The following is a 23,666-nucleotide window of genomic DNA, read 5'->3' on the forward strand; positions in this document are numbered from 1 at the left end:
TTTCGCCTGAAAGGATTCCCTCGCGGGTGTCTACTGCTGAACCTGCAGATTGACCATCAAAGTTTCATCTGCCGAGCCCATGCGCAGCCCTTCGATGGGGGCGGCGTCGCGCGCATCGCGGCCCACGGCGATGCGGACGTATTTCTCATCCGGCGACACCCCGTTCGAGATATCGAAGCCGACCCATCCCAGACCGTCGATGCAGACCTCGGCCCAGGCATGGGTGGCGTCCTGCGCGACCTGTTCGTTGATCATCAGATAGCCGCTGACATAGCGCGCGGGCAGCCCCGAGAGCCGCACGGCCGAGACGAAGATCTGCGCGTGATCCTGGCAGACGCCGTGACTGCCCTGCAGCGCCTCCTCGGCGGGCGTGTCGACGGCGGTGCGCCCGGATTCGTAGGGCAGTGCCTCGATGATCGCGCCCGAGAGGTCATGCAGCTCGCCCAGCTGCGTGCCGGGATCCCCCGAAATCCGCGGCAGCGCCTTGATCGCGTCGCCCGCGGTGGTCATCACTGTCGGTTGCCGGAAATGCCAGAGCGGCGCGCGCCCATAGACGGGGCCAAGAATGCCGCTGTCGCGCAGGGTCGAGACGTGGCCGCTGGCGCGGATATTCAGCACCTCGGCGCCGGGGGTGATGCTGACCAGATCGACATGGTTGCCGTAATGGTCGCGGTAGCTTGCCTCGATCTTGCCGCCCGTCACGTCGACCGACCAGTCCGGCACCGCCTGCAGCGGCGAGGGCAGGGGCCGCAGCCGCACCTTTTGCAGCGCGTAATCGACCGGTGCGCTGTAGGCATATTCGGTTACATGGGTGATGCTAAGTTCCATTTATCCGACGAACCTGTAATCCTGTTCGACCTGCCGGGCGAGGCAAGCCGTGCTGCCCAGAAGGCCGCTGACGAATTCATGCAGACCTTCGTCGAAGATCGCGTTGATGTCGCGGTCCGCTAGCCGCGCGTGAAGGGTGTCTGCCATGTCATGTGCGCCCGCGCGCGTGCCGTATTCCTCGGCCAGATGTCCCAAGCTCTGCACGATCTGCCCCGCACAAAAGAACAGCGATCTGGGCATGCGGCGATCGAGGATCAGGAATTCCGCGATGGCGGGGGCGGTGAAATCATCCTCGACCGCCCAGCGAAAGGACCGGTGCGCCGAGACCGAGCGCAGGATCGTCTCCCACTGAATATTGTCCAGCCGGCTGCCGACGAAGGCGGGCGACGGCAGCAGTGAGTAATACTTGACGTCGATGATGCGCGCGGTGTTGTCCATCCGCTCGATGAAGGTGCCGAGGCGGCAGAAACTGTAGATATCGTTGCGCAGCATCGTGCCGTAAAGCGCGCCGCGCACCAGCCCCGATTGCTGGCGGATGGTGGCCAGAACGGCGGGCAGTTCGGTCTCGTCGATCGGCTCCTTCAGCACGTCGGTGAACAGCATCCATGTCTCGTTCACCGCCGACCACACCTCGGTCGTGAGGGCGGTGCGGACCATGCGGGCATTGTCGCGGGCCGATTTGATGATCGACAGGACCGAGCTGGGATTGGCCGTGTCGCGCAGCAGGAAGTTTACCACCTGCGCGCTGGTATAGCCGTCATTCGTGGCCTCATACGCATGCTGCGCCGCCAGCGTCGTGATGACAGATCGCCACTCATCCTCGGCATTGGTCGAGCGAGTCAGCGCGATGCGGAACCCCGCCTCGATCAGACGCGCGGTATTCTCCGCCCGCTCCAGCGAGCGGAACATCCAGTAGAGGCCCCCTGCGGTTTTTCCCAGCATATCAGTCTTCCAGAACCCAGGTATCCTTGGTGCCGCCGCCCTGACTGGAGTTGACGACCAGCGAGCCTTCCTGCAGCGCGACGCGGGTCAGCCCGCCCGGCGTGATGTTTATCCCCTTGGGCGAGACCAGCGCGAAGGGGCGCAGATCGACATGGCGCGGCGCCAGTCCGGCTTCGGTAAAGATCGGCACGGTCGACAGGGCAAGGGTGGGCTGCGCGATGTAATTGTGCGGCCGCGCGCGCAGCTTGGCGGCGAAATCCGCCAATTCCTGCTTACTGGCGGCGGGGCCGACCAGCATGCCGTAGCCGCCCGATCCGTGCACTTCCTTGACCACCAGATCGGCGAGGTTGTCGAGCACGTATTGCAGGCTGTCCGGCTCGGAGCAGCGATAGGTCTCGACATTTTTCAGGATGGCCGGCTCGCCAGTGTAAAAGCGGACGATATCGGGCAGGTAGCTGTAGACCGCCTTGTCATCGGCCACGCCCGTGCCGGGCGCGTTGGCGATGGTGATATTGCCCGCGCGGTAGACATCCATGATGCCCGGCACGCCCAGCACGGAGACGGGATTGAAGGTCAGCGGATCAAGGTATTCGTCATCGACGCGGCGATAGATCACGTCGATCTTCTTGTATCCCTTGGTGGTGCGCATGGTGATATGCCCGTCCACCACCCGCAAATCATGCCCCTCGACCAGTTCAACCCCCATCTGGTCGGCCAGGAAACTATGCTCGAAATAGGCCGAGTTGTGGATGCCGGGCGTCAGGATAACGACACAGGGCCGCCGGCTGCACGATCCTGGCGCGCAGGCCTCGAGCGAGCGGCGCAGGTTCTTGGGGTAATCGCTGACCGGCTGGACCTTGATACTGCTGAACAGCTCGGGGAACATCTGCAGCATCGTCTCGCGGTTTTCCAGCATGTAGCTGACCCCCGAGGGCGTGCGCGCGTTGTCCTCGAGCACGAAGAAATCGTCCTCCCCGGTGCGAACGATATCTGTGCCGACGATATGTGTATAGACGCCGCCCGGCGGGCTGAAATCCATCATCTGCGGCAGAAACGCGTCATTCTCGGCGATGAGTTCGATGGGTATGATCCCGGCGCGCAGGATTTCCTGCTGGTTGTAGATGTCGTGCAGGAACGCATTGATCGCGTAGATCCGCTGCTCGATCCCCTTGGAGAGCTTGGTCCATTCGCGGCCCGACAGGATGCGCGGCACCAGATCGAAGGGGATCAGCCGCTCTTCTGCGTCGGTCGCGCCATAGACGTTGAAGGTGATGCCGGTCCGGCGAAAGAACGCCTCGGCCTCGCGCGACTTCTTGGCCAGCCGTTCGTTGTTCTGCCCGGCGAACCATTGGTCATAGATCTGGTAGGGCCGCCGCGGGCTGCCGGCGGCGTGCATTTCGCTGAAGTGCAAAGGACTCATTCCCATGCCTTGATGATGCTGTGGGTGCGGTGGCGTGGCAACGTGCCGGATGCCAATTGCGCATCCCTCGCGTCGATGTGCTTAAATAACAGGCGATTTGGCGGCTTTTGCCTGTTTTTATAACAATCCAGCCGGGCGCGGGCAGGGCCGCCTCGCGATTACCGGCCCCGACATACGCACCGGATTGAAACAGGCGCTTGCGGGGTATTTCAACGAAGCGGCGGAACTCGACTACGATCCGCGCGGTTTGCTCTTCAACCTCGAAACGCCGGTTCCGGGCCTGGCGGCCTGACCGGGCGGGGGCAGACACCTTTAAGCCAGTTGAATAGAGTCACCCATGACGCGAGACACCACATCCCTTCCCGCCGTTCTCGTCGTCGAGGACGAGCCCCTGATCCGCATGGAGGCGATCGACAGGATCGAGGATGCAGGATTTCGCGTCTATGGGGCCAAATCGGCCGACGCCGCCTTGCTGACGCTGCAGCGCGAGGAGGATATCGGCATCCTCTTTACCGACGTCGACATGCCCGGCTCGATGGACGGGCTGAAACTGGCCGCCCATGTCCATAGCCAGTGGCCGAAGATCGATATCATCATCGCCTCGGGCATCGTCGCTATCGACCGGGCGCAGCTGCCCGACGGCGCGCTCTTCTTTGCCAAACCCTATCCGACCAAGGAGATCGTCAAGACGGTGACCGAACTTGCCGAGCATCCGCGCGCCTAGCGGCGGGCTTTCTCAGGCGGATTGTGTCTTGGTCAGGACCAGAAAGGTCATCATCCCGAAAGGCGGCAGAGACTTTTGCATGTCGACCGACAGGACCTGTTCTTGCAGGATGGTCTCGATCTCGAAATCGGAATGCCAGCCAAGGATGTTGGCAAAGGGCGCCGAGATGCGCTCGAGAAAGGCCAGGATGCCTTCGGTGCGCACGAAATGGTTGGTGATGACCACACGGCCACCGGGTTTCAGCACGCGGGCAACCTCGGCCATGACGCGCTCGGGCTCGGGCACGACCGAGAGGACGTGCATCGCCGCCACGGTATCGAAACTATCATCGGGAAAGTCCAGCTCGCGCGCGTCCATCTGGCGAAGGGTCACGTCATTCGACAGGCCCATGCGCTGCACCCGCGCCTGCGCCTTGGCCAGCATCTGACCGCTGAAATCGATGCCGGTCACCTTCAGATGCGGCTTGTAATGCGGCAGCGAGAGGCCGGTGCCCACCCCGACCTCCAGCAGCGATCCGGTGAGGGTGTTGATGTACTCGACCGCGCGCCGGCGGCCCATATTGGTCACGGCCCCGAATGTCTTGTCATAGACCGGCGCCCAGCGGGCGTAGGATGTCTCGACGGCATTAATGTCCATGATCAGGAGTCCTCGTTTGTATTCGGGCGTTGGAGGGGGCGCGTCTTGGCGACACACCATAGGACGGACCCGACATAGGCTAGGCAGAGCACGACCAGCGTGATCCACGCATAGGTCAGCAGCGCCGCCCCGATGATGGCAAAGCCCACGAGGTAGAACTTGGCGTATTTGCGCGACACACGGGTTTTCTTGAAGGACCATGTCGGGATGCGGCTGATCATCAGCCATCCCACCAGCAACAGATGCGCGCAGATGACGATATCGGGCAAAATCGGCGAGTCGGCAAAAGCGAAGGAGATCGACATCGGCAGCAGGGCCAGCAGCGCCGCCGCCGGTGAGGGCACGCCGCTGAAATAGGCGCTTGAGGTGGCAATGCCCGTCTCGGCCTCGGCCTTGGTGGCGACGTTGAACCGCGCCAGACGCATGGCGCAGCAGATCGCAAAGACCATGACTGCGATCCACGCGGCGCTGCGCATGTCCTGAAGGGCCCAGTAATAGATGATCAGCGGCGGCGCGACGCCGAAATTGAGGAAGTCGGCCAGCGAATCCAGCTCGGCGCCCATCTTGCTGTCGCTGCGCAACAGGCGCGCGATGCGCCCGTCCAGCCCGTCCAGAATGCAGGCGGCGATGATCAGCTTCACGGCCAGCACGTAATCACCATGCACACCGAACCGGATCGCCGACAGGCCCGCGCAGATGGACGCGATCGTCAGCATGTTCGGCAGCAGGTGGATCAACGGAATGTCGCTGAAGGACTTGTCGTTTGTCTCTTTCATGTCGCGGCAGCTTGTTCGCTGTCCAGGGCCGGCAACTCGGCCAGCACCGTTTCGCCGGCCACCATGGTCTGCCCGATGCTGACCAGCGGCGGCACGCCATCGGGCAGGTAGACATCGACGCGCGAGCCAAAGCGGATCAGGCCGAACCGCTCGCCCGTCTGCAGCCTTGCGCCCGGTTTGACAAAGCAGACGATCCGCCGCGCAACCAGCCCGGCGATCTGGACCACAGCCAGATCCTGCCCGTTCGCCATCCGCACGCACAGGCTGTTGCGTTCGTTATCGGCGCTGGCCTTGTCCAGCGAGGCGTTGAAGAACTTGCCGGGCCGGTAAGCGACAGCCATGATCTCGCCCGCGATGGGCGTGCGGTTCACATGGCAGTTGAAGACGTTCATGAAGACGCTGACCCGCGTCAGGGGCGTATCGGCCATGCCCAGCTCGGCGGGGGGGACGGCCTTCTCGATCAGTGACACAATGCCATCCGCCGGGCTGACGATCAGCCCCGGACGGTTCGGCGTCACGCGCTCGGGATCGCGGAAGAAGTAGTAGCACCAGACGGTCAGGCCCACTCCGATCCACCCCAGAATGGACGAGATCAGGAAAAGAACCACCGTGATGGCACCGAAGATGGAAACGAACTTGATGCCTTCGGGGTGCATCGGCTTGATGAATGTGCTCATCATGTTCATGGCGGCATCCCTATCGGCGACGACTTCAACCCTCATACGTTGATTGCATCTGAGTGCAAGCGCATTTCCAGGCGGCGGCGGCCTACCGCGTCCGCGCTCTGTGAATGTTTTATGAAATCAGCACCCAAGGGCTTTGCGTGGCCATCGTTTTCGTTGACATGCGGCGTCATGGCATATCGAAATGCCTCAGGGACGAGTGGGACATGCCGTCACGGGCCGCCTCGCCACAGGGGCGGTTTGATGGTAGGATGCAAGGATTGCGCTGGCTCGCTCTCGCTGTCGACGTGTTGTTATTACATTGGAGAAACAATGACCTATCTCACGCATGCCGCCTCGGCCATTGCCCTTGCCGCCGCCATGGCGGCCCCCGCATTCGCCGAATTCCAGCTAAGCGAGCGGTACACGGACGCCGATGGCGACCTGATCGCCGATATCCCCACGGAGGCCGCGGATCAGATCGACCCGTCGACCCTGATCTTTGCCTATACCCCCGTCGAGGACCCTGCCGTCTATGCCGAGGTCTGGTCCGATTTCCTTGACCACATGAGCGAGCTGACCGGCAAGGATGTGCAATTCTTCCCGGTCCAGTCGAACGCGGCCCAGATCGAGGCAATGCGCGCGGGTCGTCTGCATGTGGCGGGCTTCAACACCGGGTCCAACCCGTTGGCCGTCGCCTGCGGCGGTTTCCGCCCCTTCGCCATGATGGCGGCCGAGGACGGCTCGTTCGGCTACGAGATGGAAATCATCAGCTATCCGGATTCGGGTATCGAGGCGATCGAGGACATCAAGGGCGGCAAGCTGGCCTTCACCTCCGAGACATCGAACTCGGGCTTCAAGGCACCGTCGGCCATCCTCAAGGCCGATTTCGGCCTGGAGGCGGGCAGGGATTTCGAGCCGGTCTTCTCGGGCAAGCATGACAACTCGATCCTGGGCGTCGCCAACAAGGATTACCCGGCGGCGGCCATCGCCAACTCGGTCAAGAGCCGCATGATCGAGCGCGACGTGGTGACCGAGGATCAACTGAAGACGCTCTATACCTCGCAGACCTTCCCGACGACGGGATATGGCGTTGCCCATAACCTCACGCCTGAACTGCAGGACAAGATCAAGGAGGCCTTCTTCAGCTTCGACTGGGAAGGCACTGGTCTGGAAGAGGAATTTGCCAAGAGCGGCGAGGCGCAGTTCATCGAGATCACCTTCAAGGACGATTGGGAAGTGATCCGCAAGATCGATGACGCCAACGGTGTTTCCTACGCGTGCCAGTAATTCTGGCTCAACCAGCAAGGACAGGCGGGCAGTGGCCCGCCTGTCGCATTTCGGAGGCGCGCCCATGCTGAGACTGAACAGCCTGTCCAAAACCTACAAGACGGGCGATACCGCCCTCAGCGACGTATCGCTGACGGTTGAAAAAGGGCAGCTTGTTGGCCTGATCGGCCCGTCGGGGGCCGGCAAATCCACCCTGATCCGCTGCATCAACCGATTGGTCGAGCCGAGTTCGGGCGAGGTCTGGCTGGGCGATGTGAACCTTGCGGCGCTCAGCCGTGCGGAGCTGCGCCGCCAGCGCCGCCGCATCGGCATGATCTTTCAGGAATATGCGCTGGTCGAGCGTCTGACCGTGATGGAAAACGTCCTGTCGGGGCGGCTGGGCTATGTGCCCTTCTGGCGCAGCTGGCTGCGCCGCTATGACGGGCAGGATATCCGCCGCGCGTATGAACTGCTGGACCGGGTCGGCCTGATGCAGCACGCGGACAAGCGCGCCGATGCGCTCTCGGGCGGGCAGCGGCAGCGCGTGGGAATTGCGCGCGCCCTCATGCAGGGGCCGGACCTCTTGCTGGTGGACGAGCCGACGGCCAGTCTTGACCCCAAGACCAGCCGCCAAATCATGCGCCTTCTGACCGAAATCTGCGCCGAGCGTGACCTGCCCGCCATCGTCAACATCCATGACGTGCCGCTAGCGCAGCAATTCATGGAGCGGATCGTTGGCCTGCGCGCGGGCGCAGTGGTGTTCGACGGCCCGCCCGATGCGCTGAGCGAGGAGGTGCTGACGCAGATCTACGGCGCCGAGGATTGGACCGGCACGACTGCCGAGGGCGAGGATGAGGAGGGCGAAAGCGCCGCGCCCCATCCGGCGATCCCCGAGGCCGAGGCGACCGCATGAGCGCGCCCGCCTATCCGACCACATGGCGCCGCCCGGCCCAGATCATTCCAAACCGCCGCCTGCGCATCGCCTTGCAGATCGCCGTGCTGGTCTACCTCGTGCTGGCCGTCGGCTCGATCGAGGTGAACTGGGCGCGCGTGTCCGAGGGGATGGAGCGCGGGCAGCGTTTCGTCATGGGGTTCCTGCAGCCTGATTTTTCCAGCCGTTGGCGCGATATCAGCCAGGGCCTGATCGAGAGCCTGACCATGACGCTGACCTCGACCGTCGTCGGCGTGGCGATCTCGATCCCCATCGGCATCGGCGCCTCGCGCAACTTGGTGCCGCGCGCGATCTACCTGGTCTGCCGGTCGATCATCGCCGTCAGCCGCTCGCTGCAGGAACTGATCGTCGCGATCTTCCTCGTGGCCATGTTCGGCTTCGGCCCGTTCGCGGGCTTTCTCACCCTGTCCTTCGCCACCATCGGCTTCATCGGCAAACTGCTGGCCGATGAGATCGAAGAGGTGGACCCGCGGCAGGTCGAGGCGATCCGCGCGACCGGGGCGTCCTGGCTGCAACTGCTGAATTACGCGGTGCAGCCGCAGGTCATGCCGCGCCTCATTGGCCTCTCGCTCTACCGGCTGGATATCAATTTCCGCGAAAGCGCGGTGATCGGCATCGTCGGCGCGGGCGGGATCGGCGCCACGCTCAACACCGCCATCGACCGCTATGAATATGACAGTGCGGGCGCGATCCTCCTGATCATCATCGCCATCGTCATGGTGGCCGAATACAGCTCCAGCTATCTGCGGAAATTCCTGCAATGACTGACCTTTCCGATATCTGGACCCACCGCACGCCCAAGCATCGCCTGCTGCTCTGGACCGGCTGGTTCGCGCTGGTCGCGCTCTTCGTCTGGTGCTGGCAGATCATGGCCCGCGACACGATCTGGGCCTTCGTCTGGGATGCGCCGCAGCAGGCCGCCGACATCGGCGGCCGCATGGTGCCGCCGAAATGGAGCTATCTCGGCGAGCTGATGGTGCCGCTTTGGGACACGCTGAACATCGCGACGCTGGGCACGATCGGCGGCGTGATCCTGGCCATCCCGATCGCCTTTCTGGCCGCGCGCAACACCACGCCATCGGTAACGGTGCTGCGGCCCGTCGCGCTTTTCATCATCGTGACGTCGCGCTCGATCAACTCGCTGATCTGGGCCCTGCTTCTGGTGGCCATCATCGGGCCGGGTCTTCTGGCCGGGATCATCGCCATCGCCCTGCGCTCCATCGGGTTCGTGGGCAAGCTGCTGTATGAGGCCATTGAGGAGACGGACCCGCGCCAGATCGAGGCGATCACCGCCACCGGCGCGGCACCGGCGCAGGTTCTGACTTATGGCATCGTGCCGCAGATCCTGCCTGCCTTCTGGAGCATTGCGGTCTTTCGCTGGGACATCAATATCCGCGAGAGCACGATCCTCGGGCTGGTCGGCGCGGGCGGTCTGGGGCTCAAGATGAACGCATCTCTGGCGATCCTTGCATGGGATCAGGTGACGGTCATCCTGCTTTTGATCCTCGGAACGGTGATCCTCAGCGAATGGATCTCGGCGCAAGTGCGCAAGGCGATCATCTAGGTATTGGCGGGTCATTGACGGCGGCGGGCATTCGGGTTTTGGTTATCCAAATTCCTGATCATAGGCGCGCCCGATGATAAAAAGCCAGTTCACGCTCAAACAGCTTGAGGCGTTCGTCTGCGTCGTCGATATCGGCACGTTCCGCAAGGCAGCCACACTGCTCGGCACGACCCAGCCGAATATCTCGGCCCGCATTGCGGCGCTGGAGGACCGTCTGGGCATCCTGCTGCTACACCGCGATGCGGGCTCGGTCCGGCTGACGGAAAAAGGCAAAGTGCTGCTGGCCTCTGCACGCCAGATCCTCTGGGCATCCGAGGCGTTTCTGGAAACCGCCGCACGGCAGGACCTGATCGCCGAGCGCCTGAGGCTGGGCGTGACCGAGCTGGTCGCCTGCAGTTGGCTGCACGTCTTCCTGCGCCGCTTTCGCGAGGCTTATCCATCGGTCGTGGTCGAGTTGCAGGTTGATCTTTCGGTCGAGATCGACAGGGACCTGTCCGAAGGGCAGCTGGATCTGGCGCTGCAAACCGGCCCTTTTCAGCATGAAACTTCGGCCTCGCTGCCACTGGGCCGCTATCCCTATGCCTGGGTCGCTGCGCCCGATCTGGCGCGCCGCGTGGGGTCGCGGCCGGATATGGCGACAATGCTTGGCTCTTCCGTCCTGACCCATGCGCGCCACGGGCTGGCCTCGCGCGAACTGGCGGCCTTCGTGAGCGCGAGGGGCCTCGCCTCGGACCGTATCGTGCATTCCAGCAGCCTGTCCTCCTGCCTTCAGATGGCCGAGGATGGCATGGGTATCGCCCTTCTGCCGGAACTTCTGGTGCGGAACGCGGCGCAGGAGGGCCGGCTGGAATGGATCGACTGCGGCTGGCTACCCTCGCCGCTGGAACTGTTTGCGCGCTTTGACCAGACCCGCGCGCCACGCTTTGTGCGCGCGGCGGCGGACTGGGCGATCGAAACGGCGAAAGCCGAGGCCCAGTAGATCACAAAAATGTATCACCCCGAGAAATTCTAACAATTTGTATTTCTCGCTGCACCGCGCGACGGTGCGCGCTGCGGCGATACCGCCTGCGCGCTTCCGCCCCATCTCAGCCGTCTGCCGAAAGGATCCCACCGCATGCCATCATCCTCCATCCGTATGGGCGTCGACATCGGCGGCACCTTCACCGATGTGGTCCTGGAAAAGGACGGGGCGCAATTCTCGACCAAGGTGCTGACCACCTATAGCGCGCCCGAGAATGCGATCATCGACGGCATGCATCAGGTCTGCGCCAAGGCCGGGGCCGCGCCTTCGGATATCCAGCAGATCATCCACGGCACGACCCTTGCGACCAACGCGCTGATCGAACGGCGTGGGGCGAATACGGCGCTGATCACCACGCAGGGCTTTCGCGATGTCATCGAGATGCGCACCGAGAGCCGGTTCGAGCAATATGATCTGAACTTGAACCTGCCCGAGCCGCTTTTGCCCCGCCAACTGCGCTTTACCGTGCCCGAGCGAGTCAATGCCAAGGGCGAGGTGATGATCCCGCTGGACCGCGCCGAGATCGAGGCCGTCGCCGATCAGATCGCCGAGGCGGACATCGAGAGCGTCGCCGTCGGCCTTATCCACAGTTACCTCAACGACGCGCATGAGCGCATGATCCGCGAGGTTCTGGCCGAGAGGCTGCCGGATGTGATGGTCTCGATCTCGTCCGAGGTCAGCCCGCAGATGCGCGAATACGAACGCTTCAACACCGTGGTTGCCAACGCCTTCATCAAGCCACTGATGAAATCCTATCTGGGCCGCCTCGAAGAGCGGTTGCGCGGCGAGGGGGCGAACTGCAACATCTTCCTCATGCATTCCGGCGGCGGCATCATCTCGATCGAGAATGCGGCGGATTTCCCAGTGCGGCTGGTCGAATCCGGTCCGGCGGGCGGGGCGGTCTTTGCCGCGCATATCGCCGCACGTTACGGTCTGGACAAGGTGCTGAGCTTTGACATGGGCGGCACGACGGCCAAGATCTGCCTGATCAAGAATCGGACGCCCAAGACGGCGCGGGTGTTCGAGGTGGCGCGCACCTACCGGTTCAAGAAAGGATCGGGCATGCCGATCTCGATCCCGGTCATCGACATGGTCGAAATCGGGGCCGGGGGCGGATCGCTGGCGCATGTCGATGCGCTGAGCCAGATCCGAGTCGGCCCCGAAAGCGCCGGGTCCGAGCCGGGGCCCGCCTGCTATGGCCGGGGCGGAGCGCGGCCCGCCGTGACGGATGCCGATCTGGTGCTGGGCAAGCTCGACGCCGATAACTTCGCCGGCGGGTCGATCCGGCTGTATCCGGACCAGTCCGAGACGGCGCTGAACACCCATATCGGTCAGACACTGGAGATGGACGCGGCCGAGGCCGCCTTCGGCGTGGCCGAGGTGGTGGATGAGAACATGGCCAACGCGGCCCGCGTGCACGCGGTGGAAAACGGCGAGGATCTGAGCGAATACACCATGATCGCCTTTGGCGGCGCGGCGCCGCTCCATGCCGGGCGTCTGTGCGAAAAGCTGGGTGTCGACCGGCTGATCGTGCCGCCCGGCGCGGGCGTCGGCTCGGCCATCGGCTTTCTGCGCGCGCCCTTCAGCTTCGAGGCCAACCGCTCGGTCTACATGAAGCTGAGCGATTTCGACCCCGCGCGCATCAAGACGTTGCTGGGCGATCTGCAAAGCGAGGCGACCAGTTTCGTCCGGGGCTGCGACGCCGAGGCCGAGATCCTGTCGGAGTTCAAAGTTTACATGCGCTACACCGGCCAAGGCTGGGAAATTCCTATAGAATTGACCGAAGCGCAGGCGATGGCGCCGGATGCCGAGACCTTCCAGGCGCGCTTTGAAGAGGATTACACCCGCCTCTTCGGCCGCCCCGTTGCGGGCATGGATGTGGAAATCACCGTCTGGTCGGTGAACGCGACAACACCGCCCGAAGAGGTGGCCGAGGTCGAGGCCGTCAGCGGTAGCGGCACGGCGCAGCCCGGTGGCACCCGCGCGCTCTTCGATGCGGCGACGGGCGCCTTTGTCGAAGCGGGCCTGATCGCGCGCAGCACGATGCAGACCGGCCAGCGCGCCAGCGGCCCCGCCGCCGTGACCGAGGCCGAGACAACCATCATCGTGCCTGCCAGCCGCGATGCGATCCGCCAGCCCGATGGCTGCATCGACATTGTGATCAAAGGGTAAAGGGGTAACCGGAATGAGCATGAAACAGTCCAAAGTGTCCTATCAGGTCATGTGGAACCGCCTGATTTCCGTCGTCGAAGAGCAGGCGCAGGCGCTGGTGCGCACGGCCTTCTCCACCTCGGTACGAGAGGCCGGGGATCTGTCGGCGGGGGTTTATGACCTGCAGGGCCAGATGCTGGCGCAGGCGGTCACGGGCACCCCGGGCCATGTCAACGCCATGGCAGACGCCGTGGCGCATTTCATCCGCCGGATCGGGCGGCAGAACATCCTTGAGGGCGATGTCTACGTTACGAACGATCCCTGGGAGGGGACGGGCCATCTGCATGACATCACCATGGTCACGCCCTCGTTCCACAAGGGCGCTCTGGTCGGCTTTTTTGCCTGCACGGCGCATATCGTGGATATCGGCGGGCGCGGATTTGGCGCGGATGCGGCCAGCGTCTATGAGGAGGGGCTTTACATCCCGATTATGAAATTCGCCGAACGCGGCGAAGTGGACGAGACCCTCGTGCGGATCGTGCGCGGAAATGTGCGCGAGCCTGATCAGCTGATCGGGGACATGTATGCGCTGGCCACCTGCAACGAGATTGGCCATCGCCGCCTAATCGACATGATGCAGGAGTTCGATCTCGACGATCTGGGCGGTATATCTGACTTCATCCTGGAAAATTCCCGCCGCGCCACGCTGGAGCGGATTGCCGCGCTGCCCCGCAAGGAGGCGACGGGCGAGATGACGATCGACGGGTTCGACACGCCGATCACGCTGAAGGTCAAGGTGTCGATCCATGAGGATCATATCCTGTCGGATTTCACCGGTACCTCGGGCGTGGACAAGAAGGGCATCAACTGCCCGCTGGTCTATGCCAAGGCCTATGCGTGCTATGCGCTCAAGGTCGCCATCGCGCCGGAGATCCCGAACAACGCCGCCTCGCTGGCGCCGTTCCGCATTTCCGCGCCCGAGAATACCATCGTCAACGCGCTGCATCCGGCTCCGGTGGCGCTGCGCCATATTGTCGGGCATTTCGTGCCTGATACCGTCTTTGCCGCGTTCGATCAGATCGTGCCGGGCCTCGTGCCTGCCGAGGGCGCGGGGTGCCTGTGCAATTTCCAGGTCTCGCTGCGCCCGCGGACCGATGCGCCCGCGCCGCCGGATGCGCGCCGCTCGGAGGTGCTGACCTTCAACTCGGGCGGCTCGGGCGCGCGGCCCCAGCATGACGGGCTGAACGCCACCGCCTTCCCCTCGGGCGTTATGACCATGCCCATCGAGGCGACCGAACATGCCGGCCCGGTCATCATCTGGCGCAAGGAGTTGCGGCCTGACAGCGGCGGCGCGGGCCGCACGCGCGGCGGGCTGGGCCAGTATATGGAGGTCGGCGCGATGGAAGGGTACGAGTTCGACCTGCAGGCGATGTTCGACCGGGGCCAGTATCCGGCCCGCGGGCGGCGCGGCGGCAAGGCGGGCGCGCCCACGACCATTGCGCAGGATGACGGCACCCAGATGCGCGTCAAGGGCAAGCAATTCGTGCCCCACGGCCGCAAGGTGATGATGGCCTTTCCGGGGGGCGCGGGTTACGGCGCGCCGCAGGATCGCGACCCGGCCCTGGTGAAACGCGACCTTGCGCGCGGCTACATCTCGGCCGAAGCTGCGACACGCGACTACGGACTGTCGCAGGATGACATCGACACCGTCGCGGCGGCCGTCAAAAGAGGGGAGGCGCTTTGATGGCAGACATCGCGCAGGCGCCCGCGAAGGGCAAATATGACGTCGTGATCATCGGGGGCGCCATCATGGGCGCCTCGACCGCGTGGCACCTCAGCGACAACGCCGATTTCGACGGCTCGGTCCTGGTGGTCGAGCGCGATGCCAGCTACGAGAACAGCTCGACCATGCACACGACCTCGTGCATCCGCCAGCAATTCTCGGCCGAGCTGAATGTGCGCATCAGCCAGTTTGCGGCAGATTTCATCAAGAACCTGCGCGGCTACATGGGCGGCGATGATCGTGTACCCGAGCTGGGTATTCGCAGCTTTGGCTATATGTATCTGGCCGACACGCCCGACTTCGCCGAGGTGCTGCGCCAGAGCCGCGAGGTGCAGATTGCCGCCGGGGCCGCCACGCAGCTGATGACGCCCGAGCAGATCAAGGACGCCTATCCCTTTTACAACGTGGACGATATCCTGCTGGGCTCGATCAATCTGGTCGATGAAGGGCTTTGGGATGCCACCGCCGTCTTCGACTGGATGCGCCGCATCTCGCGGGAGCGGGGCGTCGAGTATATCGAGAACGAGGTGGTCGCGATCACCCGCAACGCTGCAGGCACGCAGGTTGAAAGCGTCACGCTGAAATCGGGCGAGGTGGTGCCCTGCGGTCAGGTGGTTAACGCCTCGGGGCCGCGCGCGGCGCGCACCGCGCAGATGGCGGGGCTAGAGGTGCCGGTCGAGCCGCGCAAGCGTTATTCCTGGATCTTCGACGCGGCCCAGCCGCTGGACCGCGACCTGCCCCTTACCATTGATCCCTCGGGCGTGCATGTGCGCGAGAACGGCGGCGGCACCTACCAAGCAGGCGCGCATGCCGAGATCGACCCGGCGGTCGATCCGGACGACTTCATCATGGACTTCTCGCTGTGGGAGGAGCACGTCTGGCCCACAATCGCCACGCGCATCCCGCAATTCGAGGCGATCAAGGTGCAATCGGAATGGACGGGACATTACGCGATGAATACGTTCGATCAGAACGCCATCGTCGGCCCGCATCCTGAACTGACCAATTTTCTATTTCTCAACGGGTTCTCCGGCCACGGCCTGCAACAATCCCCGGCGATGGGCCGCGGCATGGCGGAATGGCTGACCTATGGCGGCTACCGCGCGCTGGATCTCAGCCCGTTCAGTTACGAGCGGATCGCCGAGGGCCGGCCTATTCTGGAAAAGGCGATCATCTGATGAAACTGCCCGCAAACACTTTCAAGCATGCCCTCGCCGCTGGCGAGCGGCAGATCGGCCTCTGGATCACGCTCGGCAGCAGCTTTGCAGCCGAGGCGGTCGCCTCCGCCGGTTATGACTGGGCGGTGATCGACATGGAGCACAGCCCCAACGATTATTTCAGCACGCTGGCGCAGCTTCAGGCTTTTGCCGCGCACAGCACGGTGCCGATCGTGCGGGTCGAATGGAATGACGCGGTGGCGGTCAAGCGGGTGCTGGACCTTGGCGCGCCGGGGGTGCTCTTTCCGTTGATCCAGACAGTCGAGGAGGCCGAGCGCGCCGTTGCCGCAACGCGGTATCCGCCGAAGGGTGTGCGCGGCTTCAGCGGCTCGACCCGTGCCAACCAGTTTGGCCGGATCACCGATTACCCCCAGCGCGTCGAGGCCGAGACGGCGGTTCTGTTGCAGGTAGAGACGCGCGCCGCGATGGAGCGCGCCGAGGCAATTGCGGATGTTGATGGGGTCGATGGCATCTTTTTTGGCCCCGCCGACATCGCCGCCGATATCGGCCAGCTGGGCAATCCCATGGCCCCCGAGGTGTGGGAGCTGATCCGGCCCTGCGCACAGCGCCTGATCGAGAAGGGCATGCCCGTCGGCACGCTGGTGATGGACCCGGCCTTTGCTGCCGGGCTGTTGAAGGACGGCTTTACCTTCGTCGCCTGCGGGGCGGATTCGTCATTGCTTGCCAAGGGCGCGGATGCGCTGCTGACCGAGGTCAGGGGCGGGGCCGGCTGATCCGCGCCTTTGCACCGCCGCGCCGCATCGGGCAGACTTGAAACACTGAAAATACCAGGAGACCTGACATGAAAAAACTCGTTCTGACCGGCGCCGCCGGCCGCCTTGGATCCTATCTGCGCGAGCCGCTGAGCCAGCTTTGCGACGAACTGGTCTCGACCGACCTGGCCGAGGATGTGGGCCAGACCTATCCGGGCGAGCGCTATGTGAAGGCGGATCTGCAGGATCTGGATGCGATGGTCTCGCTGCTGGAAGGGGCCGACATGGTGGTGCATTTCGGCGCCATCGGCGACGAGGCGCCCTTCGACGACATCCTCGGCTCGAACATCGTGGGCGCCTACAACATCTGGGAGGCCGCGCATCGCAACGGGCTGCGCCGCGTTGTCTATGCCTCGTCCATCCATGCGGTGGGGATGCATCCCAAGACCGAATTCATCGGCGTCGACGCCCCGCACCGGCCCGATACCTTCTATGGCCTCGCCAAGTGCTTTGCCGAGGATCTGGCCAGCCTCTACTGGGACAAGCGCGGGCTGGAATCGGTCTGCATGCGCATCCTGTCCTGCGCGCAGGTGTCGAACCCGCGCGCCGTGGGCTCCTGGCTGAGCTATGACGATCTGATTCAGTTGGTCGAGCGCGCCATCGACACGCCGATCACCGGCTATTCGGTGGTTTACGGTGTGTCGAACAACGACCGCGCGCCCGTCGACAATGCGGGCGCCAGCCATCTGGGCTACCGCCCCAAGGACAATGCCGAGCAGTTCGCCAAGGAAATCTATGCCGAATCCGGGCCGCTGGACCCGCTTGATCCCGGCAATGCCTGCCAGGGCGGTCCGTTCGCCTCGATCGAGCTGGGCCATAGCGGCGTCGCGCATCTGAACCTCAAGAGCGACGACACCGCCAAGGGCTAAGCGCCGGGCGGGGCATTGCAATGACTGTGCCCCGCTTGCGCCAAGAGTGCCAGACTGCGACATTTTGTGCGAAAGTCTCTGGTTCCAAGGGCGGGGATAGACCATTCTCTGCCCAAAGAAGGAGAGATCATTCATGAAAAAGACAGTCTGGATGCCTGTTGCCGCGCTGGCGCTTTTGGCGGCCTGCGATGACATGGGCGCCACCGGTGGCAATGGAGCTGCAAATGGCCTCAGCCAAGCGCCCGAGAACGTGGTCGCCTTGGCCGCGCCGTATCAGAACCTAAGCGCGACCAAACTTGATCCGGCCAGCGGATGCTTCGTCTATCGCCATGTCGGCCCGGTCGAGACGACACTGCTACCACTGCGCACGCCGGACGGGCGACCGATCTGCACTGTCGCAGAAGAGGCGCCCGCCAGTTGATCGGTCAGCTGCGGGCCGCGAGGCGATCCTCGGCCGGGTAGAGATGCGCGGTCGAGCCGGTCTGCACGTGGTCATAAAGCCCGATGATATGGGCCATCACCATGCGCACGCAGCCCGAGCTGGCCCGTCCACCGATCGAACGCGGCTGCGGCGAGCCGTGGATGCGCAGATAGGTGTCCCGGTTTCCGACGAAGAGATAGAAGGCGCGCGAGCCAAGCGGATTGTCGGGCCCGCCATCCATGCCATCGGCATGCTGAGCATAGATCTGCGGATCGCGCTTGATCATCGCCTTGGTCGGGGTCCAAGTCGGCCATTTCGCCTTGCGCCGGATGGTATATGTGCCCGGCTCGTAGAGGTTGCCGCGCGCAATGGCGACGCCGTAGCGCATGGCCGTGCCATCGGGCCGGATGTGATAGAGATAGCGCGCGACCGCATCGACATGGATGTCCCCGGGGGTCAGGCCATCATTCGCCTCGACCCGCTGCGGCAGAAAGCGCGGATTCAGCCCCCAAGGGTTCGACGTGGCGGGATTATAGTTCGCGGGCGTCACCCGCGCATCCCAAGCTGACCATTTCGACGGGTTCGAGGTGGGCGCGGCGAGGGCAGGGGCCGGTACGGCGGCCGATAGAAGCGGGGCGGAAAAGAGGGCCGTGCCCGTCATCACGAAATGGCGTCTGGTCAACATTGTCCACGGAATCCTTTATGCGGCTTTTGGAACTATAACACTGAAACGATGTATCAGTCCCAAAGATCCACAGATCTGCCGGTTTTTCCTGCTCGGCACTCTTTATTAGCCCCAAAACCGAAAAACCGAAGGCTGAATTGCCTTCGGTTTTCGCTTCATTCCCTTGCCGGCTTCGGCAAGGACGCAGTGTTGGGCCCTGCAGCGCCTAGATTGCCGCGCTGTGGCGGTCCGACGAGATCGCGTAGGCGTCGAACTCCATCGCGATCATGCGGGCCAGATGGTGCGCCTCGGGTTTGATCGACAGAACGCCCTCGTCGCTGCGCGACACCGCGCTGTCCCATGCGGCGGCGGCCTTGGCCGTCAGCCCGCGCACAAGGGCCGGATCGCTGAAGATCGCCGGATCGACCCGGAAATCGCACAGAAGCCGCTCGATCACCGCGGCGCGCAGGTGGTCGTCCTCGGTATCGATGTGACCACGGATCGTAGCAGGACGGCCCTTTTCGATGCGCGCCTTCCACGCGGCGGTGGCGGGCGCATTCTGGGCATAGCCCTGCGGTAGCCGCGAGATCGACGACGCGCCGAGGCCAATCAGCGTCTGGGCGCCATCTGTGGTGTAGCCTTGGAAGTTGCGGTGCAGCGTTCCGGCATTGGCGGCGATGGACATGGTGTCGCCCGGCTTGGCGAAGTGATCGATCCCGATGGCGGTATATCCGGCCTCGACGATGCGTTCGGCGGCGCGCTGTGACAGGGCCAGACGCTCTTGCGCGCGGGGCAGGTCCTCTTCGCGGATCATCACCTGACGCTTGGACGCCCAAGGCACGTGCGCGTAGCCGTAGAGCGCCATCCGGTCCGGCGACAGCGACAGCGCCATCTCCAAGGTGCGCTGCAGGCTGGCCTGCGTCTGATGCGGCAGGCCGTAGAGCAGATCGAGGTTGATCGCGTTGATGCCGCGCTTGCGCAGCCCGTCCACGGCGAACTTGGTCTGCTCAAAACTTTGCGGGCGGCCAATGGCGGCCTGAACGGCAGGCTCGAAATCCTGAACCCCAAGGCTGGCGCGGGTCACGCTAGAGGCGGCCAGTGCATCGAGGCGCGCATCGTCGATTTCGGTGGGGTCCACCTCGATCGAGATCTCGGCGCCCGGCGCGCGGGGGAATCGCTCTTCCAGAAGGCCATAGAGTCGCATCAGCAGATCTGGCGGCAAAAACGTCGGCGTGCCGCCCCCAAGATGCAGGTGCGACGTCATGACGCCGGGTGGCAGGGCGGCCGCGATGATGTCGGCCTCGGCCTCCAGCGCGTCGATATAGGGCGCAAGCGGCGCCTCGGTGCTGGTACCTTGGGTGCGGCAGGCGCAGAACCAGCAAAGGCGCCGGCAGAACGGAATATGCGCATAAAGCGATATTTTTGCGCCCGGTTCTATCTGGGACAGCCAATCCAGCATGGTATCGGGCCCGATACTGGGCCCGAACTGTGTCGCAGGGGGGTAGCTGGTATAGCGCGGCGCGCGAGAGGCCAGTGCCCGGTTTGTGAGTTTGGGATCGAGATGTGTCATGGGGGCCACCTAAGCCCCAAAGCCCATTCTGAACCTTGATCGAGGTCAAACAAAATGGCAAAAGCCGGGCATGACCCGAATAGACCTTCAGATTGCCAGTTCGGCCTGCTCTGCCTGCCCGATTCGTCACCGCGCCATCTGTGCGTCGTGCGATACCAGCGAGTTGGATCGGCTGTCCGAAATCAAATCTTACCGCACATGGAAAGCGGGCGAGACGATTCTGATGGAGGGCGCTCAGCTGCCGTTCGTCGGCTCGGTCGTCGGCGGCTGCGCCACGCTCACGCGCTCGATGGAGGATGGGCGGGTCCAGATGGTCGGCCTGTTGCTGCCATCCGATTTCGTCGGCCGCCATGACCGCGAGACCGCCGCCTACGAGGTGGTCGCGGCGACGGACGTGACCTTCTGCCTGTTCCGCCGCGCCGAATTCAAGGAATTGGTGCGCGACACCCCCCATCTGATGGAGCGTATGCTGCAGATGTCGCTGGACGAGCTGGATGCCGCCCGCGACTGGATGATCCTTCTGGGCCGCAAGACAGCGCGTGAAAAGGTTGCGACCCTGCTGGCGAACATCCTGCGCCGTGCGGCCTCGTCCGGGCATCCGCTGCGGGCGGAATTGCCGCTGACGCGCGATGCGATGGCCTCGTATCTTGGCCTGACCATCGAAACGGTGAGCCGCCAGATGACGGCGCTGCGCAAGGAAGGCGTGATCGAGATGCAGGGCCACCGCGGCATCTCCTGCGCTGATTTGCCCGCGCTTTTGACCGCGGCGGGCGACGACGAGGACGGTATTCCGCTGGCGTGAACCATCCACAAGGGATAGCCTGCAGGTTGCATGCTGCAGGCTTTTGCCGCCGAGACAACCTGCGGCTGCGTAACGAAAGACGTGAATCTCCGATCGCGGCCGGTTTCTTGACCTAAATCAAAGTGCCGATCCCCCCGGTCTGACATTCACCCCTGAAATGTTCGGAAAAGGGACGGGCGATGTCTGACTACATCAAGCTGATTGCATTTGGCCTCATTGCGCTATTCGCTGCAATCGCCGCAAACTTCGCGCGGGATCTGGCCTATCTGGTCCACGCGTTCATCATCATGTTCGTCGCTGGCGGCATGTTCGTGTGGCAACTGCGCCGCATCGACGAGCCGCTGAGCGCAACTGCTCTGGCCGAGCGCGAGCTGGCCTATATGGACGGCCCGATCCGCTACGGTGTGATCGCCACGGCCTTCTGGGGCATCGCGGGCTTCCTGGTAGGCACCTATATCGCCTTTCAACTTGCTTTTCCGGCGCTCAACATCGAATGGGCCCAACCCTTTGCCAATTTCGGCCGCCTGCGTCCCTTGCACACCTCGGCCGTTATCTTTGCCTTCGGCGGCAACGCCCTGATCGCCACGTCCCTTTACGTGGTGCAGCGCACCTGCTCGGCCCGCCTCTGGGGCGGCAACTTGGCGTGGTTCGTGTTCTGGGGCTACAACCTCTTCATCGTGCTGGCGGCGACCGGATACCTTCTGGGCGCGACGCAGTCCCGCGAATACGCCGAGCCGGAATGGTATACGGACCTGTGGCTGACGATCGTCTGGGTCGCCTATCTGGCCGTCTTCATGGGCACGATCATCAAACGCCGCGAGCGGCACATCTACGTCGCCAACTGGTTCTACCTGGCATTCATCGTCACCGTCGCGATGCTGCACATCGTCAACAACCTGGCGATCCCGGTGTCGATCTGGGGCTCCAAGTCCGTTGCGCTCTTTGCGGGCGTGCAGGATGCCATGACGCAGTGGTGGTACGGCCATAACGCCGTCGGCTTCTTCCTGACCGCGGGCTTTCTGGGCATGATGTATTACTTCGTGCCCAAGCAGGCAGGCCGTCCGGTCTATTCCTACAAGCTGTCGATCATCCACTTCTGGGCGCTGATCTTCCTTTATATCTGGGCAGGTCCGCACCACCTGCACTACACGGCGCTTCCCGACTGGGCCGCGACCCTTGGCATGGTGTTCTCGATCATCCTGTGGATGCCCAGCTGGGGCGGCATGATCAACGGTCTGATGACGCTGCAAGGCGCCTGGGACAAGATCCGTACCGATCCGATCATCCGGATGTTCGTGGCCTCGCTTGCCTTCTACGGCATGTCGACTTTTGAGGGCCCGATGATGTCGATCCGCGCGGTCAATTCGCTGTCGCATTACACTGACTGGACCATCGGTCACGTCCACTCCGGCGCGCTTGGCTGGAACGGCCTGATCACCTTCGGTGCGCTCTATTTCCTGACGCCCAAACTGTGGGGCCGCAAGGAGATGTACTCGATCCCGGCGATCAACGCGCATTTCTGGCTCGCCACGATCGGAATCGTTCTCTACGCGTCCTCGATGTGGGTGTCGGGCATCATGGAAGGCCTGATGTGGCGCGAAGTCGATGCCAACGGGTTCCTCGTCAACTCCTTTGCCGACACCGTGGATGCCAAGTTCCCGATGTACGTGGTCCGTGGCCTGGGCGGAGCGTTCTTCCTCGCTGGCGCGCTGCTGATGGTGTGGAACATGTGGATGACAATTCGCGAACCGCGCACCGCCGCTGTCGCAACGCCTGCGGAGTAAGAGCATGACAAAAGATCCCAAAAGCCCCGACTACGACCCCAAGGACGATCCCAAGGTCTCGACCGCGGGCGACCTTCCGGACGACATCCCGAACGAGCTGCCGCCCGAGACGCAGACGATCACCTTTCACCAGCGGCTTGAGCGGAACGCGACCCTGCTGCTGGTGGCAAGCTTTGCCGTGGTGGCCGTCGGGGGTGTCGTCGAAATCGCGCCGCTCTTCTGGCTGGAGAACACCATTGAGGAAGTCGAGGGGATGCGCCCTTACTCCCCTCTGGAGCTGGCCGGACGCGAGATCTATGTGCGCGAGGGCTGCTATGTCTGCCACAGCCAGATGATCCGCCCCATGCGGGACGAGGTCGAGCGTTATGGCCATTACAGCCTGGCCGCCGAGTCGATGTATGACCACCCGTTCCAATGGGGCTCTAAACGGACCGGGCCCGACCTGGCGCGGATCGGCGGGCGCTACAGCGATGAATGGCATGTCGATCACCTCATGGATCCTCAATCCGTGGTGCCTGAAAGCGTGATGCCGAAATATGCCTTCCTCGCCGATACGCTGATCGACGGCGAGCATATCCAGGATCTCGTCTCGACCCATCGCCTTGTCGGCGTGCCTTACACCGATGAAATGGTCGAAGCCTCCTTTGCCGATTTCCAGGTGCAGACCGACCCCAACGGGGATTGGGACGCCATGGTCGAACGCTATCCCGGCGCACAGGTGCGCAACTTCGACGGGCAGCCGGGCACATCGGAAATGGATGCGCTGATCGCGTATCTGCAGATGCTGGGCACGCTGGTCGATTTCTCGACCTTCACGCCTGACGCGGTTCGCTGAGGA

24 protein-coding genes are annotated in these 23,666 nt (G+C 63.5%); 16 read left to right on the forward strand and 8 right to left on the reverse strand.

Features of this window, described 5'->3' with window-relative positions; translation table 11 throughout:
• Positions 1 to 30: 30 nt before the first annotated feature.
• The 3 genes from ACEWPL_RS14240 to ACEWPL_RS14250 are packed head-to-tail and all read right to left on the reverse strand — an operon-like array spanning position 31 to position 3,190.
• The gene (locus ACEWPL_RS14240) at positions 31 to 828 is read right to left on the reverse strand and encodes a transglutaminase family protein (RefSeq protein WP_393932060.1); all 798 of its coding nucleotides are present in this window, start codon (positions 826 to 828) and stop codon (positions 31 to 33) included.
• Entirely contained in the window at positions 829 to 1,770 is a 942-nt protein-coding gene (locus ACEWPL_RS14245; RefSeq protein ID WP_393932058.1) for an alpha-E domain-containing protein, read from the reverse strand.
• 1 nt (position 1,771) lies between these two features.
• The gene (locus ACEWPL_RS14250) at positions 1,772 to 3,190 is read right to left on the reverse strand and encodes a circularly permuted type 2 ATP-grasp protein (protein WP_393932056.1); all 1,419 of its coding nucleotides are present in this window, start codon (positions 3,188 to 3,190) and stop codon (positions 1,772 to 1,774) included.
• Between the two features lie 97 nt (positions 3,191 to 3,287).
• On the opposite strand from ACEWPL_RS14250, the gene ACEWPL_RS14255 reads away from it, so the two are divergent.
• Both ACEWPL_RS14255 and ACEWPL_RS14260 read left to right on the forward strand, forming a co-directional pair.
• Positions 3,288 to 3,482, forward strand: a complete 195-nt coding sequence (locus tag ACEWPL_RS14255) for a hypothetical protein (RefSeq protein ID WP_393932054.1) — start codon at positions 3,288 to 3,290, stop codon at positions 3,480 to 3,482.
• Between the two features lie 45 nt (positions 3,483 to 3,527).
• Positions 3,528 to 3,914, forward strand: a complete 387-nt coding sequence (locus ACEWPL_RS14260) for a response regulator (RefSeq protein WP_393932052.1) — start codon at positions 3,528 to 3,530, stop codon at positions 3,912 to 3,914.
• Positions 3,915 to 3,926: 12 nt separating this feature from the next.
• Here the strand turns inward: ACEWPL_RS14260 and ACEWPL_RS14265 are convergent, their stop codons facing one another.
• From ACEWPL_RS14265 to ACEWPL_RS14275, 3 genes are read right to left on the reverse strand one after another with little or no spacing between them, the layout of a single operon-like run.
• A complete protein-coding gene (locus tag ACEWPL_RS14265) occupies positions 3,927 to 4,550 on the reverse strand; it encodes a class I SAM-dependent methyltransferase (protein ID WP_393932050.1) in 624 nt (207 codons plus the stop codon).
• A gap of 2 nt (positions 4,551 to 4,552) precedes the next feature.
• Positions 4,553 to 5,326 (reverse strand): CDP-diacylglycerol--serine O-phosphatidyltransferase, encoded by a 774-nt coding sequence (gene pssA / locus ACEWPL_RS14270; protein WP_393932048.1) that lies wholly within the window; start codon positions 5,324 to 5,326, stop codon positions 4,553 to 4,555.
• Positions 5,323 to 6,048: a phosphatidylserine decarboxylase gene (locus ACEWPL_RS14275; protein ID WP_393932046.1), complete on the reverse strand. Its 726-nt coding sequence runs from the start codon at positions 6,046 to 6,048 to the stop codon at positions 5,323 to 5,325. The genes pssA and ACEWPL_RS14275 overlap by 4 nt, the downstream gene beginning before the upstream one ends.
• A 273-nt stretch (positions 6,049 to 6,321) precedes the next feature.
• On the opposite strand from ACEWPL_RS14275, the gene phnD reads away from it, so the two are divergent.
• The 11 genes from phnD (at position 6,322) to ACEWPL_RS14330 (ending at position 18,008) form a co-directional block, all read left to right on the forward strand.
• Positions 6,322 to 7,278 carry a phosphate/phosphite/phosphonate ABC transporter substrate-binding protein gene (gene phnD, locus ACEWPL_RS14280; protein ID WP_393932044.1) on the forward strand — a complete coding sequence of 319 codons (957 nt, stop codon included), beginning with the start codon at positions 6,322 to 6,324 and terminating at the stop codon, positions 7,276 to 7,278.
• 64 nt (positions 7,279 to 7,342) lie between these two features.
• Positions 7,343 to 8,170, forward strand: a complete 828-nt coding sequence (phnC, locus tag ACEWPL_RS14285) for a phosphonate ABC transporter ATP-binding protein (protein WP_393932042.1) — start codon at positions 7,343 to 7,345, stop codon at positions 8,168 to 8,170.
• Positions 8,167 to 8,973 (forward strand): phosphonate ABC transporter, permease protein PhnE, encoded by an 807-nt coding sequence (gene phnE, locus ACEWPL_RS14290; protein WP_393932040.1) that lies wholly within the window; start codon positions 8,167 to 8,169, stop codon positions 8,971 to 8,973. Before phnC ends, phnE (ACEWPL_RS14290) begins: the two co-directional genes overlap by 4 nt.
• On the forward strand, positions 8,970 to 9,773 hold the full coding sequence (gene phnE / locus ACEWPL_RS14295; RefSeq protein ID WP_393932038.1) for a phosphonate ABC transporter, permease protein PhnE: 804 nt from the start codon (positions 8,970 to 8,972) through the stop codon (positions 9,771 to 9,773). The genes phnE (ACEWPL_RS14290) and phnE (ACEWPL_RS14295) overlap by 4 nt, the downstream gene beginning before the upstream one ends.
• A gap of 73 nt (positions 9,774 to 9,846) precedes the next feature.
• On the forward strand, positions 9,847 to 10,752 hold the full coding sequence (locus tag ACEWPL_RS14300) for a LysR family transcriptional regulator (protein ID WP_393932036.1): 906 nt from the start codon (positions 9,847 to 9,849) through the stop codon (positions 10,750 to 10,752).
• Positions 10,753 to 10,887: 135 nt separating this feature from the next.
• Positions 10,888 to 12,966, forward strand: a complete 2,079-nt coding sequence (locus ACEWPL_RS14305; RefSeq protein WP_393932034.1) for a hydantoinase/oxoprolinase family protein — start codon at positions 10,888 to 10,890, stop codon at positions 12,964 to 12,966.
• A gap of 19 nt (positions 12,967 to 12,985) precedes the next feature.
• A complete protein-coding gene (locus ACEWPL_RS14310; RefSeq protein WP_393932149.1) occupies positions 12,986 to 14,689 on the forward strand; it encodes a hydantoinase B/oxoprolinase family protein in 1,704 nt (567 codons plus the stop codon).
• Positions 14,689 to 15,906, forward strand: coding sequence for an NAD(P)/FAD-dependent oxidoreductase (locus ACEWPL_RS14315; protein ID WP_393932032.1), 1,218 nt, complete (start codon positions 14,689 to 14,691; stop codon positions 15,904 to 15,906). Before ACEWPL_RS14310 ends, ACEWPL_RS14315 begins: the two co-directional genes overlap by 1 nt.
• On the forward strand, positions 15,906 to 16,679 hold the full coding sequence (locus ACEWPL_RS14320; RefSeq protein WP_393932030.1) for an HpcH/HpaI aldolase family protein: 774 nt from the start codon (positions 15,906 to 15,908) through the stop codon (positions 16,677 to 16,679). The genes ACEWPL_RS14315 and ACEWPL_RS14320 overlap by 1 nt, the downstream gene beginning before the upstream one ends.
• A gap of 68 nt (positions 16,680 to 16,747) precedes the next feature.
• On the forward strand, positions 16,748 to 17,587 hold the full coding sequence (locus ACEWPL_RS14325; protein ID WP_393932028.1) for an NAD-dependent epimerase/dehydratase family protein: 840 nt from the start codon (positions 16,748 to 16,750) through the stop codon (positions 17,585 to 17,587).
• A 133-nt stretch (positions 17,588 to 17,720) separates the two neighbouring features.
• Positions 17,721 to 18,008 carry a hypothetical protein gene (locus ACEWPL_RS14330; protein WP_393932026.1) on the forward strand — a complete coding sequence of 96 codons (288 nt, stop codon included), beginning with the start codon at positions 17,721 to 17,723 and terminating at the stop codon, positions 18,006 to 18,008.
• A 4-nt stretch (positions 18,009 to 18,012) separates the two neighbouring features.
• On the opposite strand, the gene ACEWPL_RS14335 is transcribed toward ACEWPL_RS14330, so the two are convergent.
• The gene (locus tag ACEWPL_RS14335; RefSeq protein WP_393932024.1) at positions 18,013 to 18,693 is read right to left on the reverse strand and encodes a L,D-transpeptidase; all 681 of its coding nucleotides are present in this window, start codon (positions 18,691 to 18,693) and stop codon (positions 18,013 to 18,015) included.
• A gap of 205 nt (positions 18,694 to 18,898) precedes the next feature.
• A complete protein-coding gene (gene hemN, locus ACEWPL_RS14340; protein ID WP_393932022.1) occupies positions 18,899 to 20,242 on the reverse strand; it encodes an oxygen-independent coproporphyrinogen III oxidase in 1,344 nt (447 codons plus the stop codon).
• 70 nt (positions 20,243 to 20,312) lie between these two features.
• On the opposite strand from hemN, the gene fnrL reads away from it, so the two are divergent.
• The 3 genes from fnrL (at position 20,313) to ccoO (ending at position 23,663) form a co-directional block, all read left to right on the forward strand.
• Positions 20,313 to 21,044: a transcriptional regulator FnrL gene (gene fnrL / locus ACEWPL_RS14345; RefSeq protein WP_393932020.1), complete on the forward strand. Its 732-nt coding sequence runs from the start codon at positions 20,313 to 20,315 to the stop codon at positions 21,042 to 21,044.
• Positions 21,045 to 21,223: 179 nt separating this feature from the next.
• A complete protein-coding gene (ccoN, locus tag ACEWPL_RS14350) occupies positions 21,224 to 22,828 on the forward strand; it encodes a cytochrome-c oxidase, cbb3-type subunit I (RefSeq protein ID WP_393932018.1) in 1,605 nt (534 codons plus the stop codon).
• A gap of 4 nt (positions 22,829 to 22,832) precedes the next feature.
• Complete coding sequence (ccoO, locus tag ACEWPL_RS14355) at positions 22,833 to 23,663, forward strand: cytochrome-c oxidase, cbb3-type subunit II (protein ID WP_393932016.1); 831 nt, start codon at positions 22,833 to 22,835, stop codon at positions 23,661 to 23,663.
• Positions 23,664 to 23,666: the final 3 nt, after the last annotated feature.

The organism is Roseovarius roseus (genome assembly GCF_043355935.2).
GTDB classification, from domain to species: domain Bacteria; phylum Pseudomonadota; class Alphaproteobacteria; order Rhodobacterales; family Rhodobacteraceae; genus Roseovarius; species Roseovarius roseus.